Here is an 18,454-nt window from a genome sequence, read left to right as displayed (position 1 = left end):
TTTACATTTAAAATATAAACCGATTTATAATTTAATAATTTATACAGATTAGTTATGGAAAGAAATGATAGTTTGTGATATTATTTTAATATCGTAGTAATATATTAAATACAATAATTATAGAAGGTGAAAGATTTTGAACAGATTTAAAATGATTGAAGAAGTCAAAAACACAAACTATAAAATGCACAAAAGTAAAAAGGGTTGGCTAGTTAGCTACTCTCTTTTGACTTTTATGCTAGGTGGAGGAGCAATGCTCTCTCAATCGGCTAATTCAGTAAATGCTCAAGAAGTAAAAGCCGCTGAAATTGAGAGTCAAAGTAATCAGATTGGAGTTGATAAGTCGACCCAACAAAAGGTTGATGATCAGGCGGTCAGTGAAGCTAAACAAACCGCGTTAAACACGTTGGAAACAGTAGCTACTAGTACTAAGCAGAAGATCAATGAAGATCGAAACTTAACCAGTGCTACTAAGGCTAAACAGATAAAAGCGGTTGACGCTTTACTTAATGATTCTAAAGATAAAGTTAATGCGGCGAATGATTTAGCTGGTCTTAAGACAGTATTGGACAAGGCTAGTGCTGATATCACGGCTACTTATCAAGCAGGTGTTGATAGGACTAGTTTGCTCAAAAAAGCAGACAAACCTGCCAAAACTAAGGCAGTTAAAGCTAAAAAAGCTAAAGCCCGTTCTAAAAAGACAGGCTCCAAGACCAAGAAGCTTAAGGCTAAAAAGTCAAAAACTGCCGCTCAAGGTAGTTTAGCAACTTATGCTGGCCTCAACTCATTTTTGAAGTCTGATTCAAGTGCTGCTAGTGCTAAGAGTTCAACTAGCCTAAAGCAGAGTAGCCGATCTGCTGACTTGTTGAAGAGCGCTTCAAAGCCTACCAGCACTTCAGTTAACATTCCTGCAGCCGAAATTCCAACGGACGTAATGGATACGAGTTTATCAGATGATGCGGCCACTAAGCCTAATAATTCAAATGAAGCTGATTCAAAACTTGAAGCTAAGCCAAGAGATATTGGAATTGCTGGCTATGCTGCTTCAAAAGGTGTAACGGTTGGTGCCGACCCAGATGGTGGTCGTGACGACTTTAATAAGAATGTTGACAAGCCAGCAGGCGCAACGCCAACCTCGATGAATATTGCTACTCCTGATCAAATCACGAGTCCGGATAAGTACAAACAAAAGGTAGCAAACGTAAGTGATTTTAATAGTTTAGCAGCAGCCTGGAAAGATGCCAGCGTAACCTATATCAACATTACTGGTGATATTACATATACTGGTGGTCGCATGGGATCTCGTGCTGCGGGGGCTAGTGTAGTTGTTAATGGTAATGGTCATACGATTGATTTAGATAGACAGAACTTCACTTACACTGCTGTACCTTATAATAATCTAACAACTGTAACATTGACCAACGGCAAGTTCAAACAAGGGTTTCCAGGAAATGATGGGGATAATTTAGCTCTTGTATACTGTGAATGGGGCAATGGTGCAGGACTTAAGGTAAATATTGACAATGTCAATCTATCAAGTTCGTTAAATGGTTATAACCCAATCCATGCGGTTATGGCTAACTATTCCAAGGTGACATTTTCAGGTACCAATGTCTTTAACATCTCTAACGAGGTAACACGTGGCGTTGGGATGATTGACTTTGCCAACAATGCCCATGTGACTATGAACAGAACCAGCAACGATATTAGATATTCGGAGTTTTGGTTTTCAAATGTGGCACCGCAAGCCAGTGTAGGTTATGGTAATCAGATCACGATGGGTGATGGCTCCTCTAATGAAGCATATACTTATAATGGAATGGCTGCCAACTATCCCGCAATGTATAATAATGTTCGCGGAGTAACAGCTGGTGACAATGTCAAGTGGACACAATCTGGATTCCAATACTTTATAAATGGAACGCAGGGTGGTAATTCAGTCGCGCAGTTTAAGTTTGGACAAAACTTTACCTTGTCTGCTCCAGTTACGACCCAACCGAATGCGATTCGGCTGTGGGGTACACAACGGGCAGAGTTTAATGCTGGAACCACTTTTGATATTAACCAAAGATATAATAACTCGGTAATTCGAGTTAATGACACATCAAGTGTTACCTTTATTTCACCAAAACAACTGCACTTGGCCATTCAAGATGGTAATGGTAACCCAGTCGCAACAGGCGCAGGGATTATTTCTGGTTCAGGTACAGTAACACTGAACAACTCTAACATTAAGACTTGGCTGAGTAATAATTCCCAGGCTACTAGTGCTGCAGGAGACAATACGGCTAAGTTTACCAAGATGGTGGTTAGAAATGGTCAAGCAGTAATTACTGATTTAAGTGGAGCCATCGCTAATTCAAATATTGTCACACCAACGACACGTGAATTACAGACGATTGCGATTCCAGTTGGTAAGGTTAACGTGCAATATGTCGACCAAAATGGTAAGAATGTTGGTGGACCAGTGGCAGTACCGCTAGATAAAGACTCTTATATTGGTCAATATCTGCCGCTGATTACCAGTGATATTGTTGTTAAGAATATGCCTAAGAACTACATGTGGGCGCTCGGAAATCAAATTTTCCCTGGAGCTAAAGCAGATGCTCAAAGTGGCGGTGATCCGACAACAACTGATGATAATGGTGATACATACGGACAGGCTGCCGTTGGGATAGTTCCAATGGAAGGTACCACATATACCTATAAGGTATATGTCTACGGAACTAAACAAAACGTTACCTACCAGTATGTAGATGTTAACCATAAAGATCGGGTATTGACTTCACCGTTATCAGGCCAAACCGGTACAGAAGCGGTTGGTGGTGTAACACCGGCCAACTATGGTAACACGATTGACTGGACTAACAAGTACTATACTGAAGACAATGTACCTGCTGGTTACCACTACGCAGCAAGTGCACCTAACCAGCCGAAAACGACGGTCGTATCCGATAATAATCCAGTAGTTACAATCTATGTAGAAGGGAGTTCGCAAACGATTAATCCGAAGTTTATGGATACAAATGGTAATCAAATTATTCCTAATGCGCCATTTGTAATTCAAGGAGCAACGGGCCAAACGATTAAGTTACCAACAGCCCCAGATGCCAATAACTGGGCCTTAGACCATGTGATTGTGAATGGTCAGACGGTGGCAGTAGGTTCAGCCTTTGAATTTGGCAACGGAACAGACGAAATCACCTATGTATACCACCCGTTGGATGTAGAGAAGCAGGCCGCTAATACAGCCATCGATGCGGAAGCAACTAAGGTTAAAGATGAGATTGATGCAGACCCAACGCTTGATAGTGCAGCTAAGGCAAAGCAAAAGGGTGATGTGGACAAGGCGGCCACGGATGCCAAGGCTAATATCAATAAGGCAGTATTGCCAGCCCAAGTCGATAAGGCCAAGGAAGATGGCATTGCAGCAATTGATGCCGCCCATGTACCAGGAGTAACACTTGCAGATCAAAAGAAGAATTATAGTAAGCAAATCGATGATGAAGCCACTAAGATCAAGGGAGAGATCGATGCCGATGAAACTTTGGATGATGAAACCAAGGTAAAACAAAAGGGTGATGTCGATAAAGATGCAGCGGATGCGAAGGCGGCGATTAATAGTGCCACTAACATCCAAGCAGTTAAAGACGCAACGGCTGCCGGAATCATTAAGATTGATGGCGATCACATTCCAGGTAGTGTGTCGTTGCCCGACCAAAAGAAGGCAGCGATTGCGGCGATTGATGCGGAAGCCACCAAGGTCAAGGGAGAAATCGATGCCGATACAACCCTAGACGCAGCGGCTAAGGCAAAACAGAAGGGTGACGTCGATAAAGACGCGGCTGATGCCAAGACGGCGATTAATAATGCCCTTAATGCTCAACAAGTCAAGAATGCCAAAGAAGCGGGCATCGTCAAGATCGATGGTGACCACGTTCCAGGTAACATTTCGTTGCCAGATCGGAAGACGAATGCGATTGCAGCAATTGATGCGGAAGCGACTAAGGTTAAGGGCGAGATTGATGCGGATGTCACTTTAGACACGGCCACTAAGAACAAGCAAAAGGCTGATGTCGATCGTGACGCGGCGGCTGCTAAAGACAAGATCAACAGCGCGACTACGGCCCAAGGGGTAATTGATGCTAAGGATGAAGGGATCGCTAAGATTGATGCGGACCACGTTCCAAGCAGTATTTCCCTGCCAGTGCAGAAGACGAATGCGATTGCAGCGATTGACGCCGAAGCCACTAAGATTAAGGCTGAGATTGATGCGGATTCGAGCTTAGATACGGCAGCAAAGAATAAGCAAAAGAGCGACGTAGATACAGACGCAGCTATTGCTAAGGCCAACATTAACAAGGCCACTAATGCGCAAGGGGTAAATGATGCTAGAGATGCGGGTATCGCTAAGATTGATAGCGACCATGTCACAGGCAATATTTCTTTGCCAGCACAAAAGACCAATGCCCAAGCCGCCATTGATGCAGAAGCAGCCAAAATCAAAGCTGAGATTGAAGCAGACCCAACGCTTGATAACGCAGAAAAAGCAGTTCAAAAAGTCAATGTGGATACAGATGCCGCAATAGCTAAGAACAATATTAGTCAGGCAACCAACGCCCAGGGTGTTAACGATGCCAAGAATGCCGGTATCATCAAAATCGATGGTGACCACATCCCAGGTAGTATTTCCCTACCAGATCAAAAGGATGCGGCTAAAGCAGCGATAGATGCGGAAGCAGCTAAGATTAAGAAAGAAATTGAAGCAGACCCAACGCTTGATAATGTAGAAAAAGCAACGCAAAAGAACAATGTGGATAAGGATGCCGCAGACGCTAAAATTAAAATTGAGCAAGCGGTTAATGCGCAAAGTGTAAAGGATGCTAAGAGTGCCGGAATAATCAAGATCGATGGTGACCACATTCCAAATGGTACTTCGCTATTAGCGCAAAAGACTAACGCTCAAGCAATTATTGATGCGGAAGCAGCTAAGATTAAGGCAGAAATCGAAGCGGATGTTACTCTAAATAATGCTGAAAAAGCAACGCAAAAGAACAATGTGGATAAGGACGCTTCAACCGCCAAACTTAATATTACTCAGGCAACTGATGCTCAAAGTGTAAAGGATGCTACTAACGCAGGAATTGCCAAGATTGACAGTGATCACGTACCTAATAGCATCTCCTTACCAGATCAGAAGCAGGCAGCTCAAGCAGCCATTGATGCGGAAGCAACCAAAGTGAAGAATGAGATCGATGCAGATGATACTCTTGATGGAACTTCTAAGGCAGTCCAAAAGGCTAACGTTGACAAAGACGCTACAGATGCTAAAAACAAGATTGAACAAGCAATTAATGCCCAAGGGGTAAAAGATGCCAAGGATGCAGGGATTATCAAGATAGATGGTGATCACATTCCAAATACAGTTTCACTTCCTGAACAAAAGTCAAATGCTCAAAAATCTATCGATGATGAAGCTGAAAGAGTTAAGGCTCAAATCAATGATGATGTAACTTTGGATAATGCAACTAAGGCGGTTCAAAAGGCTAATGTTGACAGAGATGCAACAGCGGCCAAAACAAGCATTAGTCAAGCAACTGATCTTAAGGGTATTACCGATGCAAAAGAACTGGGTATTTCGAGAATTAATAGCGATCATATCCCAGGTAAGGCGTTAGAAGACCAAAAGAAGGCGGCTCAAAAAGCTATTGAGGCAGAAGCAACGAGAATTAAGTCCGAAATTAATGCTGATGATTCATTAGACGACACAGCTAAATCCAAACAGAAAGATGCCGTTGATAGAGATGTGATTGGTGCACAAAGTGCAATTGAGCAAGCAGTTAATGCACAAGCTGTCATTGACTCTAGAAATGATGGAATTGCCAAGATTGATAGTGAACATGTTGGAAATAATGTTTCTTTATCAGATCAAAAGTTAGCTGCTTACAAGGCAATTGATGCAGAAGCAATTAAAGTTAAGACTTTAATTGATAATGATCCGAGTTTAGATAGTACAGCTAAGAATAAGCAAAGAACTAATGTTGATACTGAGGTAACCAGAGCTAAGGCAGCAATTGACGATGCAAGTAATGCTCAAGAAGTCAAAGTTGCTCGTTATAATGGTATTACAGCAATTGATGCTCAATACGTAACTAATGCAGTAACCTTACAAGAACAAAAAGATAATGCTAAGCAATTAATTAATGACGAAGCAGCAATTGTTAAAACTGCTATTAGCAAGGATGTTACACTTGATGATGCTACTAAGTTGCAGCAAAGCCATGCAGTAGACGATGAAAAGCAAAAAGCGCTTGATACAATTAGTCAGGCAATTGACGCTCAAGGTATACATAAAGCATATAATGATGGTATAGTTGCAATTCACGCACAATATATTTCAGCAGCTGAATTAGCTAAGCAAAAGGTTGATGCTATTACAGCAATTGTTCAGGAAGCTAATACAATCAAGAATGCAATTAAAAATGATGTAACTTTAACTACAAATGTTAAAAATCAACAAATTGCTAACGTTGAAGTTGAATCTCAAAAAGCGCAAAATGCGATTAATCGAGCAATTATTTCTCAAGAAATTAGAGATCAAATGAATGCAGGAATTAAGGCAATTGATGCTCAATATGTTCCTGGTAAGTCACTTGATGAGCAAAAAGCTGATGCCATTGCTGCAATTGATCAGGCTGCCCAAGCTGCCAAGGACAAGGTAGACAAGGACAAGAACAAGACTGATGAAGAGAAGCAGAAGGAAAAAGATGAAATTGACAAGGCTGCTTCCAACGCTAAGGATGAAATTAATCATAGTACAAGTGCTGATGGAATTGACCAATCCAAGGATAAAGGAACATCAAATATTAATCAGATTGTAATTGATAATGATCTTGATAACCAAAAATCTAATGCTAATAAGGAAATAGATGCCGCTGCAGCCGCTGCTAAGGATAAGGTTGATAAGGACCCGACTAAGACAGATGCTGAAAAACAAAGAGACAAGACAGCCATTGATGCCGCAGCTGCTGCAGCAAAGGATAAAGTCAATAATGCCAAGAACAAGGGAGAAGTTGACAAGGCCAAGCAAGATGGTATTAATGCAATAAATGTTATTGCTAATACACCAGGGCTTGAGCAGCAAAAGACTGATGCTAATAAGGAAATTGATGATGCTGCTAATGCTGCTAAGGATAAGGTAGATAAAGACAAGAATAAGACCGATGAAGAAAAGCAAAAAGAAAAGGATAAAATTGACCAAATTGCTTCTGATGCAAAAGATAAAGTAAATAACTCTAATAGCAAAGATGAGGTTGATAAGGCTAAGCAAGATGGTATTAATGGAATTAATAACGTTGTAAATGGTAACAACGGGGCTAACGGCTCAAATGGTGCCAACGGTTCAGGCGGAGCTAATGGTTCAAATGGTGCCAACGGTTCAGGCGGAGCTAATGGTTCAAATGGTGCCAACGGTTCAGGCGGAGCTAATGGCTCAAATGGTGCCAACGGTTCAGGCGGAGCTAATGGCTCAAATGGTGCCAACGGTTCAGGCGGAGCTAATGGCTCAAATGGTGCCAACGGTTCAGGCGGAGCTAATGGCTCAAATGGTGCCAACGGTTCAGGCGGAGCTAATGGCTCAAATGGTGCTAACGGTTCAGGCGGAGCTAATGGCTCAAATGGTGCCAACGGTTCAGGCGGAGCTAATGGCTCAAATGGTGCCAACGGTTCAGGCGGAGCTAATGGCTCAAATGGTGCCAACGGTTCAAATGGTGCTAACGGCTCAAATGGTGCCAACGGCTCAAATGGTGCTAACGGCTCAAATGGTGCTAACGGCTCAAATGGTGCCAACGGCTCAAATGGTGCTAACGGCTCAAATGGTGCTAACGGCTCAAATGGTGCCAACGGTTCAGGCGGAGCTAACGGCTCAAATGGTGCTAACGGCTCAAATGGTGCCAACGGCTCAAATGGTGCCAACGGTTCAGGCGGAGCTAACGGCTCAAATGGAACTAATGGTAATCTTAATAGATCAAATGCGGTTTCTAAAGTGCTTAAGCACAATGCCTTCTACTACAATAGAGAAGGTAAGCGTGCCAACCTATTACTAGTCAAGAAGGGCTCGACGATCACAACGTACGGTACCAAGTCTATTAATGGTCGTGATTTCTACCAAGTTGGTGAGAATCTTTACATCGCTGTTCACAATGTTAATAGTCGGAAGCGTACTTTAAAGAAGAATGCGTTTGTATATAACAGTAAGGGCAAACGTGTTGGTACGAAACTTTTGAAGAAGAAGACCAGAGTTAGCGTTTACGGTGATCCAGTGAAGATTCGTGGTAAGTATTACTACATCACTGCTAATAATCGTTACGTCAAAGCAAAGAATTTTGGTTCAATTTTAATTGAAGCTAATAACGTAATTGCTGCTGGCGTAAGCTCAAATGCTGAACTTTCACAGAACTCATATGTTTATGACGCTGATGGCAAGCGAGTAGACGGCTATGTTATTCTAGCTGGTTCTAAAGTAATCGCCGGTGAAGTTAAGAGCGTTAACGGCCAAGAACTAGTTTCAATTGGTGACGGGTACTATGTTGCAAAGAACAATGTGGACAAGTATTAATCACTAATAGGAATAATAACAATTTATTTCAGATCAATGGAAATGTTCGCCAGTGATACTGAATAACAAAAAGCTCACATCTCAAACGAGATGTGGGCTTTTTTGTTGTCTATTAAAAATTTGGGGTGGAAAGAATTACCTTAAATTCTTACAAGCTGTCTTGAATGTTGTCTGCTAGATAATCATATAGCATTACATGCTTTAAATCTTGGGTGTCAATGTCTAAGGCATCTCCGATTGCATAAGCGAAGGCCCAGGCTGTTGCAGGCCCACGACTAGTGATGACCTGGTGAACTTTGTCAGTTACTGTAATGTTTTCCCGATAGTGACCACTGGGGGCATCTTTTTTGGTTTGGCGTTCAAAACCTGGATAGCAAGTGTAGTCGGCACCATTTAAAATACCATAGCGGGCCAAAGCAATTGGCGCAGCACACATGGCGGCAAGCCATTGACCAGTTTGATTGCGCTTGACCATCAGCTCTCGCAGCTGCTGGCTGTCCCGTAAGTTTTCAGCTCCCGCCTTGCCACCAGGCAAGGCTACTAAATCATAGTTTAGTAAGCTGTTGTCGATTATCTTAGCGCAAGTTAGGCTGATTTGGTGAGCACCAGTAATTTTGGTACTAGTTAATCCAACCATATCGACTTGTACGTCGAGTCGGCGTAAGACATCAACAATACTTAATCCTTCAACTTCTTCACATCCGTCAGCAAAGACAACTGCAACCGTTTTCATATTATTACCTCCATCATCTTTTTTACTTTAGTTTAACTTAAATTTAGATAAAACAATAGGTCACTTAGTTTGCTTAAATGCAAAGTAGGACGCGGACTGATTGGCAGTTTGACCTTTTTGGGTGCTAGCCAAAGTGACTGCAAGCCGGCATTCTCAGCCCCTTGAATATCTTCACTTAAATCCGTTCCGATAACCAGGCAAGAGGCGGGGGTAATTTTTTGTTCTTGAACAATTTGATCGAAAACTCGCTTTTCAGGCAGCCTGCCTTGCAGTTCATCCTTGCCATAGCAAGCAGAAAAGTAACTAAACAGTTCTGTTGCTTGTAAGCGGCTAGCTATCAACTGGCGCGGCTCTTTAGATAGCAAGATAAGCTGAAGCTTGCCTTGAACCTCGTCCAAGAATGGGATAGTTTCCTTATTTAGGCGGTCTTGCTGGCGGAGCTGTTCATCGAAAAAGTGCCGAGCAGTAGTCAGGTCTTGCGGGACTATTGTTTTAAGAAACAGGTCAATTCGCTCGTCCATGCCTAATAGCTTAGTTTGTTGTCCTAAGCTTGCGTATTTCAATCGCTGGGTCGGTCCCATGCCGGTACCAAAATGTTCGAGTGTTATCCGCAGAGCATTTGCTTCTGCAGATTTTTGGTCAAGCAAGCTGCCTTCAGGAATGAAAATTAACGTTTCAAACTTAGCCACTATTGTTTTACCTTCCTTATCTTTCTAGCTGCATTATAACGGTATTGGCCAAGTAAAGAAAGACCAATAGCTCATTTGGTGACTTATTAAGCTAAATGATGATCAATTCCTGGTCAAGCCCTCCAAAAGTCAGTGTTATACCTGGTTTAAAGTTAATTCAGCTTGGTCATAGCGGTTACGGGTTTGGGAGTATTCAAAGGGGGTGTCATCTTGCAGAAAACAAGTTTGTTCGATTTCGAGTACCGGATCGGTGCTTGCACACTTGAGGTAGAGTTGGTCATAAGCATCGGGCTTGTCGGCTCGGAAGGTGCGGTTGGCCCTGCCAATTTTAAGCTGGAGCTGATTTTCAATGTAGTGGTAAATCGATTGGTCCAAAATATTTACTGTAATTCCAGGAATAATTCTCTGCGGCATCACTGTATATTCCAGTCTTACCGGAAAGTTGCGCAATAGTCTTTGGCGGATGATGTCGTAGACTAGGTCAGTTTTATTAAGTTTGAGCATGATCCGTTCCTTGTCGGTTGGTTCGCGAATATCGAAGGAAATAACCTTGCTGGTCAGAAATTTAGTGTTTTTGATCCGCGAGGTAAAACCAAGGTGCTCGTTAGCATTATCTTTCTTGGAAATCTCACTTTCTTTCGCCGTTAAGATTTGGGTGCCATGACCGCGTACGGGTTTAACAATGTTCTTATATTGTAATAGGCGTAGCGCACTCACAATTGTGACTTTGCTAGTATGATAAATCACTGCCAGTTCATCAATATGGGGTAATTGTTGCTGGTATTTGTGCATGAGAATCTCCTGCTCAATCAGGTTAGCAACAGTGAAGTATTTTGGTTTAGTGGTCATCGTAGGTTCTCCTTGGCATAAGTATAGGAAATACTTTACTTACATGATGACAAATATTTACTAAAAGGGCAAGATGAAATAACATAATATCTGAAAGCGCTTTTAAAAATAAAAAGAAAGAGGAAGTATAATGTCTGAATTTTTCTGGGGTAATTCAACCTCCAGTATGCAAACAGAAGGTGGCTGGAACGAGGGTGGTAAGTCCTTGTCCGTCTATGATATTCGTAAGTCAGGAGACCAGGTTAGCGACTGGCACTTTGCTAATGATAATTATCATCATTTTGAAGAAGATTTCGATTACATGCAGGATTTAGGGATGAACATGTATAGGTTCCAAATTTCCTGGTCGCGTGTTATTAAAGATGGTGATGGTGAGATCAATGAGGAGGGCTTACGCTATTACGATAAGCTGATTGCGGCCTTGCGCGAGCGTAACATTGAACCAATGATTTGTCTGTATCACTTTGATATGCCTTTGCATTTGGCGGAGGATTACAACGGTTTTACTAGTAAAAAAGTGTGTGCGGCTTTTATTAGGTACAGCCAGGTGGTAATTGATCATTTTGCAGATCGAGTTAAGTATTGGATCACCTTTAATGAGCAAAACCTCTACCATACTCCTGAAGCGTTCAAGATTGCTGGGTATATCAAGGGTGATCAAACACTAACCGAGCTCTATCAGATTGCGCACAATGTGATGTATTGTCATGCCGCGGTTGCCAATTACCTCCATGCTAAAACAACTGCCAAAATTGGTGGCATGTTGGCTTACAGTCAGGTATATCCGGCAACGGCTAATCCCCGGGATGTTTTTGCTGCTCACCAAATTGATGAATTCCTAAATTATGATTTGCTAGATGCTTTTAGTTATGGGAAGTATTCCACGGCCGTAATAAAGTTTGTGCAAACACAAAAATTGCCGGTTGAATACAAGGAAGCGGAAATGAAAGAAATTGCTGCGCTGCGGAGTGATTTTCTGAGTTTTAGTTATTATTCATCGAATACGATTGATGCAAGTAAGATTCCGGCGGATACCGCACCTAACTTGTACATGGATTGGGGAGCCACAGCTAATCAGGCTTTGAAGTCGACTGAATGGGGCTGGCAGATTGATCCGTTAGGCTTTCGGGATGTGCTAAACAAGATCTATCAACGATATCATCTCCCAGTCTTTCCAATCGAAAACGGAATCGGTGTCCGCGAAAAATGGGACGGTCAACACGAAATTAAAGATTACTATCGCATTGACTACCACAGAAGTCACATCAAGGCGATGCAGGATGCGATTAACAAGGATGGCGTCAACGTCATTGGTTATCTAGGTTGGGGACTGATTGATATTATGAGTTCACAGGGTGACATGGAGAAGCGGTATGGCGTGGTCTACGTTAACCGGACAAACCATGATCTGCGCGATATGAAACGGATACCCAAGAAAAGTTATCACTGGCTCAAAAAGGTCATTCATTCCAACGGTAAGGATTTAAGTTAGTTTATGGAGGTGTTCTAATTGAACGATTCAACAAGTATCCAAAGTCATCCAAAATTACAGCGATTTTTGGATAAATTTACCGAAGTGTCGGTAAAGGTAGGAAATCAGGTCCACTTACGATCATTGCGGGATGCATTTGCAACCTTGATGCCCATGTTTATTTTGGCTGGTGTGGCCGTCTTATTTAATAATGTTATTTTTACCTGGATTTTTAAGGGAGCAACGTTAGCAAAGTTCCAGGTCTTCGGCACAGCTCTGACTAACGGGACCCTGAATATTGCCAGTATTCTGATTGCGCCGATGATTGCCTACTTCTTGGCTAAGAACAAGTCTTTTGATAATCAAATATCGGCGGTTGCAGTCGCTATTTCGGCAGTCTTCATTATGCTAGCCATTAATGTTAGCATCATTCCCACTGGTGCCAAAAAGGCGGTTGATGTCTCCGGTGCGGTGCTTTACTCACAGGTAGGAACAACTGGGATGTTTTCCGGTATCATTATTGGACTTCTGGCAACTGAAATTTACATGAAGTTATCAAAGGTTAAGGCCCTTAAGATCAATTTGGGTGATCAAGTGCCACCAGCCGTTGGTCAAAGTTTTTCGGTGTTATTGCCTTCACTACTTACCCTGGGTTTGTTTGGTATTTTTGCGGGTATCTTTGCCTACTTCAATACCGACTTAGTAACACTGATCTCGCGGCTCATCCAAGAACCGCTGCGGTCAGTTAATACTTCATTACCGGGTTTCTTGTTAATCTATTCGACCGGTAACTTTCTTTATACACTCGGTATTCATCAGACGGTAATCAATGGTTCTTTACTTGATCCACTGAACCTAGTTAATATGAATGAAAACATGGCGGCAGTTGCTGCAGGCAAACAGCCTACCCACATTATTAATACTGACTTCGTAACGGTCTATTCACAAATGGGTGGTACTGGCTTAACACTTGCCCTAATTATTGCGGTTTTAATTGTTTCGCATTATCAACCTTACAAAGATGTGGTCAAGTTAGCGACCGTACCTGGAATTTTCGAGATTAATGAACCAATTATTTTTGGTTTTCCCATTGTCTTTAATATTCCGATGATTATTCCGTTCGTGCTCAGTCCGGTTATTGGGTCATTAATTGGCTACTTTGCAACGGCCATTGGCTTTGTTAAACCCCTAAGTGTGTTAGTGCCATGGACCACGCCACCAATTTTGAGTGGTATCTTGGCTAGTGCTGGCGACTGGAAAGTGGTACTTGTTCAGATTGTTATTTTAGTGGTTTGTACCTTGTTCTACATTCCATTCATCAAGATTTCGGACGTGTTGCACTGAAACAGGCCGAATTGGCTCAAGCATAATTACTTAAGCACAAAGGAGTTCCTAAGAAAGGAACTCCTTTTTTGGTACCAGTTGCCACATTGGCTCTAGTAGCGGCAAGGTCAATTTAATAAAAAATCGTTCACTATATTGAACATTTAATTAACTAGTCATTAAAATTTGATAAGCTAGATGCATCAAGAGACGCGCATGCAAGTGTTCCTTGATAGACAAGAACGCATTCATTCATGGAGTGAAGGTGCAGAAATTTTGATGAGCAAACTATTAAGATTTATTTCTTATAAAACAAAAAATATTTAAGTAAATATGAAATAATGGTATCATTCAGGTAACAACAATTGACGGAGGTTATAAGATGAAGAAATGGACAAAATTATTGACGTCTGCTATTTGCGCACTTTCACTTGCAAGTACGTGCCAGCTAGCTATGGTAAAAGCTGATATAACTGAGCCGAATCAGGTCCAACCAGGTAAAACTGAGGAAACTGAACAGGCAACGATTGACAAGAATTGGACTAAGAACCTTAGTCAAGCAGGTTATACTTTCCGGGTAAGAAAAAATTCTGAGATTTATCTCAATTTGCACAGGCTAGAGAAATATAGTCAAACAGATGTTAAAAAATTTGCTAGTAAAAAAGTGAAATTTAAGGTAACTGAAGTAAGAACAATTGAAAATGGTTTTTCGGCCCACATCACTGATAAGAGTGGTGAAATCCAGGGCTGGCTTAGTCCAGTTGCTGAAATTTATAATGCTAATGCTCAAAGTAAAGCCTTGAAGCCACTAGTTAAGGTTGAAGTCAAGGCAATGCATCTACGTGATGAAGGTCATAAAAAGGCAGCGCAGAAGGCATTGGCTAAGGCCGAAAAAATGGTTAAGGGACTCCATGGACACAAGAAGAAGTTGGGTAAAACTTCTGTTCAGCAATTGAAAAAGTGGATGAAGCAAAGAGTATATGCCAATATTCCTTCTTTATTAATAGGTATGCAAAAGTAAATGTACTGCTAACCTAAAAAGCCTTTGGTTCTATTTGAAGCTTAATCATACAAATAGCGAGTTCGTTCAAGGCAATTGAATGAATTCGCTTTTTGAATTCTATGTGCTTATATTTTTATTTTTTGGGAAGTAGGGTAAACTTTTCTTACTTTAAGGCTAGGGCTTACATGAACAAAAAATAGCCATTAGAACACTCACTTGTTCTAGCGGCTATTTTACTAAACTTCCTTCAGCTAACTGGCACTGATGCAATCCTTAAATCAATAAGTTATTGGCTTATCCCAGCAAGCTTACTTGTTGGCCGATCAGTAGCGGAAAGGCATAAGGAATAGCTATTACTCCTCCGCAAAGTAATACTAAAACGGTAACAAATTTTCTTTTTAACAAGTTCTTTTTCATTTGAGGTACCTCCATGAATAATACAAAATATGGTAAAAAATTCAAACAATTGCGTGAACAAAAACATTATAGTTTAGATACTGCCTCCGCCGGCATTACTTCAAAAACGGCGCTCTATAATTGGGAAAATGGTAAGGGCAACATGGCATTTTACAAGGTGCTGGCGATGCTTGGCCGCTTGCACATCAAGTTGATGGAACTGGATACCCAGAGCCCGCGTGACTATCTCGATATCGAAGATGTCTGGTCAGCATACTATGATGATGATGATGTAAAACTAAAATCACTTGCAAAGGCCAGCCTAGCGCAAAGCCACCAAAATCAATATGATAAGAGGGGATTTCAAAAGGCAGCTGTAGCATGCAATTTTTTGAAAGCATCAACTGGTGAGAATCTTTTCTTGTCCAGTGATACGGAGCGACTTGAGGAGCTCTTGTCGGCAATAGAAGAATGGCACTATGAGGATGTCTTTATCTTTGGGAATACTTTAAGCCTCTTGCCAGGCAAACGCATCTGTGGATTGAGCAAGCTGTTAATTACCAAAATTGTTAAAACCCAAAATGAAGACACCAAGTGGCAGCATTCTGCACTGAACACGGTAATTAACGCTTCGTATGCCCTACTCTACGATAATGCCAACAAGGCGGAAGTTCTCAACCAAGAGCTCAAGTCAGTAAAGCTATCGGATAGTTTTGCTTTTGAGAAGCTCAGGATGAAACTTATTGATGAATTCTTATACTATATTGAGACCCGAGATGAAACTCGGCTGACAACCATCTTCTTTCCAATGCTAGATTACTTAGAGCTGGATCAGTTCAGTGCAGGCTTGCAAAAAAGCTTCTCACAACTAAAGCAACTATACCAAAAGAAGTAATCTAAAACACCATTATAATACCCTAAACAGTAAACTTGACAGTGCCATTGTTCATTATATAGAACAAACTTGTTTTAAAATTTATTGGACTTGTAACTACATAAACTGTACAATAAAAGAAAATATATATTAAAAACTATACGTTGACGGTTATCAAGGCGACTAGATTCAATTTAGTTAATAGGAATCTATGTTAAAAGAACGGATATCTCTTGGGATTATTTTTCTTTTAGTTATTAACAAAGGTTTTCCCAATTAAAGAAGGTATACCAAGAGCATTAATTTAAACTATCGGATAATAACTTTTTTAAAAAATCAAACTAATTTGTTCGCTATATTGAACAATTAATAATTTAAATATTGATTATTGTTAAACTAATGTATGGTGAATGAAATAACAAAAGGATCCTTAGTTAAATTGTAATCATTCATTTGTCATTAGAGTTAGACATAGTTATTAGTTTTTAAATAATTAATGATTACGTTGAAATAATATTTAGGAGAGAGTTTATGAAAAAGAAGCTATTGTTTTCTGCATTAGCTGGAGTAATGCTTACAGCAGGATCAGCAGGAATTGTATTAGCAGATGAATTAGAAAATAACATTGAATCTGCTGATACTTCGACTTTGCTCAGAAATAATCATTCAGATACGACTTGGGATTTGAATTTACCAAGATTTAATCAAGTAGCTCGTACAGATGCTAGGTTGAAGACAGACAAAAGTCGTAGTTATGCAAAATTAACTGAAATTGGTATGGGAAAAGCTATTGTTTGGGTTGAAAGATCTAATGGCACTGGTGTTCAAAGTAGGTCATATTCTATTAAGCAGGGTCAAGTAGCTCGTATCTACAATCTTGCATACGAAATGTATGGTCGGACAAATATTAAACTAGGTCTTAAGACTGATGGATTTCAAGTTGTTAATGTGCACACACGTGGCAAATGGAGCCCAGATTCAGTTTAGTTAATAGCGCATTATTATAAAAAGGGGGAAATATTCGTCAATAGAATATTTTCTCTTTTGCTATTAATAAGGGAGAAGAGAGATGCTTTTTAAAAAGCAAATTCAAAGAATGTTTCTGCGTTGGCAGACCTGGGTAGCTTTATTAATCGGTTTTTTAATAGTTTTTATTCAAGCTAAAACAATTAATCAAATGAATGCTAACGCAACCAATAATGCATTTTTACATTTGACGGGTTTTGGTTTTAGTGGATCAGGAACTTCCGTTTATTATCTAATATTGCCTTTGATGTGCGGCTTGGCTGCTAGTAGCACTTTTCAGGAAGACCGCCAAAATCACCGTTTAGGCGAACTGCTAACTAAGAAGACGAATAAGCAATATTTATTTTTAACTACAGCCAGCTCCTTCTTATTTGGTGGGACCGTTGGAGTTATGCCTTTATTGGCGGAAGCCGGCTACTTCTTCTTAAATTACAGAGTTACCAGTGTTCCAAAAGGACAAGATTTTCAAATTATTGACCCCGCTGGCTGGGGATATGACTTGTTTATGCATCAGCCACTCTTATTCTGGTTATGCATTATGCTGATTACTTTTATTTTTAGTGGGTTGTTTAGCTTAATCGGACTGGTTGCAACCTACTACGATTTACGTGCAGGAATGGAGACGATCATTCCTTTCGTTTTATCTTTTTTAACTATAGTTTTGTCAGGAATTACTGGAGAAACCGAAGCTTCTCTGTACTACGTTTTGACTCCGACTTATAGCAATTCATATTTTTTCGATATCTACATTTTGTTGGCTTATTTTGTGGTTATGAGCGCTACAGTTCTAACCTTGACCTGGAAGCAGTGTAAACAAGATGTCTTCAATTAAACGCTTGCTTCAGGCTAATTCAAGAAAAATTATCATTATTACAATTTGCTTTGTTAGTACCTTGCTTATCCTATATCGCATTACTGGCATTGAGCGCGGATTAGGCAAGAAAGCAGCCATCTACCAACTCTTTTACCCTAATACTTTTTATTCAATTGACGCCTTTTTCTGTGTTCTTTTGGTCATCTTGGTTCCCCCATTTACAACTTATTTTGAACAATGCGCTATCAGCGCAAAGAAGACTGGCTAAAAACGGTGATTTCGTGGATAGTTCTAAGCGGCTTTTGGACGGCATTGAGCGCAACCGTATCTTTACAAGGAATTATTTTGCTTGAGTCCGGAATTGATCAAATATATTGGACCCAGTTCTTATTAACGATAGTTATAGCATTTGAAAATCTGGTATTTTTTCAAAGTCTTATTTTAGTACTCTTCCTATTATTACCGAAGTCCAATTATTTTTTTGTTAATTGCGGTTTATATGCATTAGTAGTAGGACTCTTAAGTACAACAATACATAATCAACTGCTACGCGACTTTATAAATTCATTTTATCTACTGACAGGAGATATGATTAGGTTATTACTGCAATCAGTCATAATGTGGGGAACTGTCTTAATTTGCTGGATATTAAGCGTTTC

Annotated in this window: 12 protein-coding genes; 8 read left to right on the top strand and 4 right to left on the bottom strand. The window is 40.5% G+C overall.

Going from position 1 to position 18,454, the window contains the following annotated elements; all coding sequences use genetic code 11:
• Nucleotides 1-136 precede the first annotated feature (136 nt).
• Nucleotides 137-8,617 carry a DUF1542 domain-containing protein gene (locus ACSYSN_RS05975; protein ID WP_491711973.1) on the top strand — a complete coding sequence of 2,827 codons (8,481 nt, stop codon included), beginning with the start codon at nt 137-139 and terminating at the stop codon, nt 8,615-8,617.
• A 148-nt stretch (nt 8,618-8,765) separates the two neighbouring features.
• Here ACSYSN_RS05975 and ACSYSN_RS05970 read toward each other — a convergent pair whose 3' ends face one another.
• From ACSYSN_RS05970 to ACSYSN_RS05960, 3 genes are all read right to left on the bottom strand, one after another.
• Nucleotides 8,766-9,350, bottom strand: a complete 585-nt coding sequence (locus tag ACSYSN_RS05970; protein WP_491711972.1) for a DJ-1 family glyoxalase III — start codon at nt 9,348-9,350, stop codon at nt 8,766-8,768.
• Nucleotides 9,351-9,382: 32 nt separating this feature from the next.
• The gene (locus ACSYSN_RS05965; protein WP_317637105.1) at nt 9,383-10,039 is read right to left on the bottom strand and encodes an HAD family hydrolase; all 657 of its coding nucleotides are present in this window, start codon (nt 10,037-10,039) and stop codon (nt 9,383-9,385) included.
• A gap of 135 nt (nt 10,040-10,174) precedes the next feature.
• Entirely contained in the window at nt 10,175-10,888 is a 714-nt protein-coding gene (locus ACSYSN_RS05960) for a GntR family transcriptional regulator (RefSeq protein WP_491711971.1), read from the bottom strand.
• Between the two features lie 130 nt (nt 10,889-11,018).
• On the opposite strand from ACSYSN_RS05960, the gene ACSYSN_RS05955 reads away from it, so the two are divergent.
• The 3 genes from ACSYSN_RS05955 (at nt 11,019) to ACSYSN_RS05945 (ending at nt 14,703) form a co-directional block, all read left to right on the top strand.
• Nucleotides 11,019-12,380, top strand: a complete 1,362-nt coding sequence (locus tag ACSYSN_RS05955; protein ID WP_491711970.1) for a glycoside hydrolase family 1 protein — start codon at nt 11,019-11,021, stop codon at nt 12,378-12,380.
• Nucleotides 12,381-12,398: 18 nt separating this feature from the next.
• Complete coding sequence (locus tag ACSYSN_RS05950; protein ID WP_491711969.1) at nt 12,399-13,703, top strand: PTS sugar transporter subunit IIC; 1,305 nt, start codon at nt 12,399-12,401, stop codon at nt 13,701-13,703.
• A gap of 361 nt (nt 13,704-14,064) precedes the next feature.
• A complete protein-coding gene (locus ACSYSN_RS05945) occupies nt 14,065-14,703 on the top strand; it encodes a hypothetical protein (RefSeq protein ID WP_491711968.1) in 639 nt (212 codons plus the stop codon).
• A 276-nt stretch (nt 14,704-14,979) separates the two neighbouring features.
• Here ACSYSN_RS05945 and ACSYSN_RS05940 read toward each other — a convergent pair whose 3' ends face one another.
• Nucleotides 14,980-15,102: a hypothetical protein gene (locus ACSYSN_RS05940; RefSeq protein WP_491711967.1), complete on the bottom strand. Its 123-nt coding sequence runs from the start codon at nt 15,100-15,102 to the stop codon at nt 14,980-14,982.
• Nucleotides 15,103-15,115: 13 nt separating this feature from the next.
• On the opposite strand from ACSYSN_RS05940, the gene ACSYSN_RS05935 reads away from it, so the two are divergent.
• The 4 genes from ACSYSN_RS05935 to ACSYSN_RS05920 all read left to right on the top strand — a co-directional run bounded on the left by ACSYSN_RS05935 (nt 15,116) and on the right by ACSYSN_RS05920 (nt 18,063).
• Nucleotides 15,116-15,976: an Rgg/GadR/MutR family transcriptional regulator gene (locus tag ACSYSN_RS05935; RefSeq protein WP_491711966.1), complete on the top strand. Its 861-nt coding sequence runs from the start codon at nt 15,116-15,118 to the stop codon at nt 15,974-15,976.
• Between the two features lie 510 nt (nt 15,977-16,486).
• Nucleotides 16,487-16,942: a DUF2712 domain-containing protein gene (locus ACSYSN_RS05930; RefSeq protein WP_491711965.1), complete on the top strand. Its 456-nt coding sequence runs from the start codon at nt 16,487-16,489 to the stop codon at nt 16,940-16,942.
• An 82-nt stretch (nt 16,943-17,024) separates the two neighbouring features.
• Nucleotides 17,025-17,813, top strand: a complete 789-nt coding sequence (locus ACSYSN_RS05925) for a hypothetical protein (protein ID WP_491711964.1) — start codon at nt 17,025-17,027, stop codon at nt 17,811-17,813.
• A complete protein-coding gene (locus ACSYSN_RS05920) occupies nt 17,800-18,063 on the top strand; it encodes a hypothetical protein (protein ID WP_491711963.1) in 264 nt (87 codons plus the stop codon). The genes ACSYSN_RS05925 and ACSYSN_RS05920 overlap by 14 nt, the downstream gene beginning before the upstream one ends.
• Nucleotides 18,064-18,454: the final 391 nt, after the last annotated feature.

It is taken from the genome of Lactobacillus sp. ESL1191, assembly GCF_058504435.1.
The sequence above is the reverse complement of the archived record's forward strand: the minus strand, read 5'-3'. Positions and strand labels throughout refer to the sequence as shown.

Excerpts from the sequence above, each read along its gene's own strand:
- ACSYSN_RS05970 (WP_491711972.1), bottom strand. The coding sequence starts at position 9,350 with ATGAAAACGGTTGCAGTTGTCTTTGCTGACGGATGTGAAGAAGTTGAA.
- ACSYSN_RS05960 (WP_491711971.1), bottom strand. The coding sequence starts at position 10,888 with ATGACCACTAAACCAAAATACTTCACTGTTGCTAACCTGATTGAGCAG.
- ACSYSN_RS05955 (WP_491711970.1), top strand. The coding sequence starts at position 11,019 with ATGTCTGAATTTTTCTGGGGTAATTCAACCTCCAGTATGCAAACAGAA.
- ACSYSN_RS05945 (WP_491711968.1), top strand. The coding sequence starts at position 14,065 with ATGAAGAAATGGACAAAATTATTGACGTCTGCTATTTGCGCACTTTCA.
- ACSYSN_RS05940 (WP_491711967.1), bottom strand. The coding sequence starts at position 15,102 with ATGAAAAAGAACTTGTTAAAAAGAAAATTTGTTACCGTTTTAGTATTA.
- ACSYSN_RS05935 (WP_491711966.1), top strand. The coding sequence starts at position 15,116 with ATGAATAATACAAAATATGGTAAAAAATTCAAACAATTGCGTGAACAA.
- ACSYSN_RS05930 (WP_491711965.1), top strand. The coding sequence starts at position 16,487 with ATGAAAAAGAAGCTATTGTTTTCTGCATTAGCTGGAGTAATGCTTACA.
- ACSYSN_RS05925 (WP_491711964.1), top strand. The coding sequence starts at position 17,025 with ATGCTTTTTAAAAAGCAAATTCAAAGAATGTTTCTGCGTTGGCAGACC.
- ACSYSN_RS05920 (WP_491711963.1), top strand. The coding sequence starts at position 17,800 with ATGTCTTCAATTAAACGCTTGCTTCAGGCTAATTCAAGAAAAATTATC.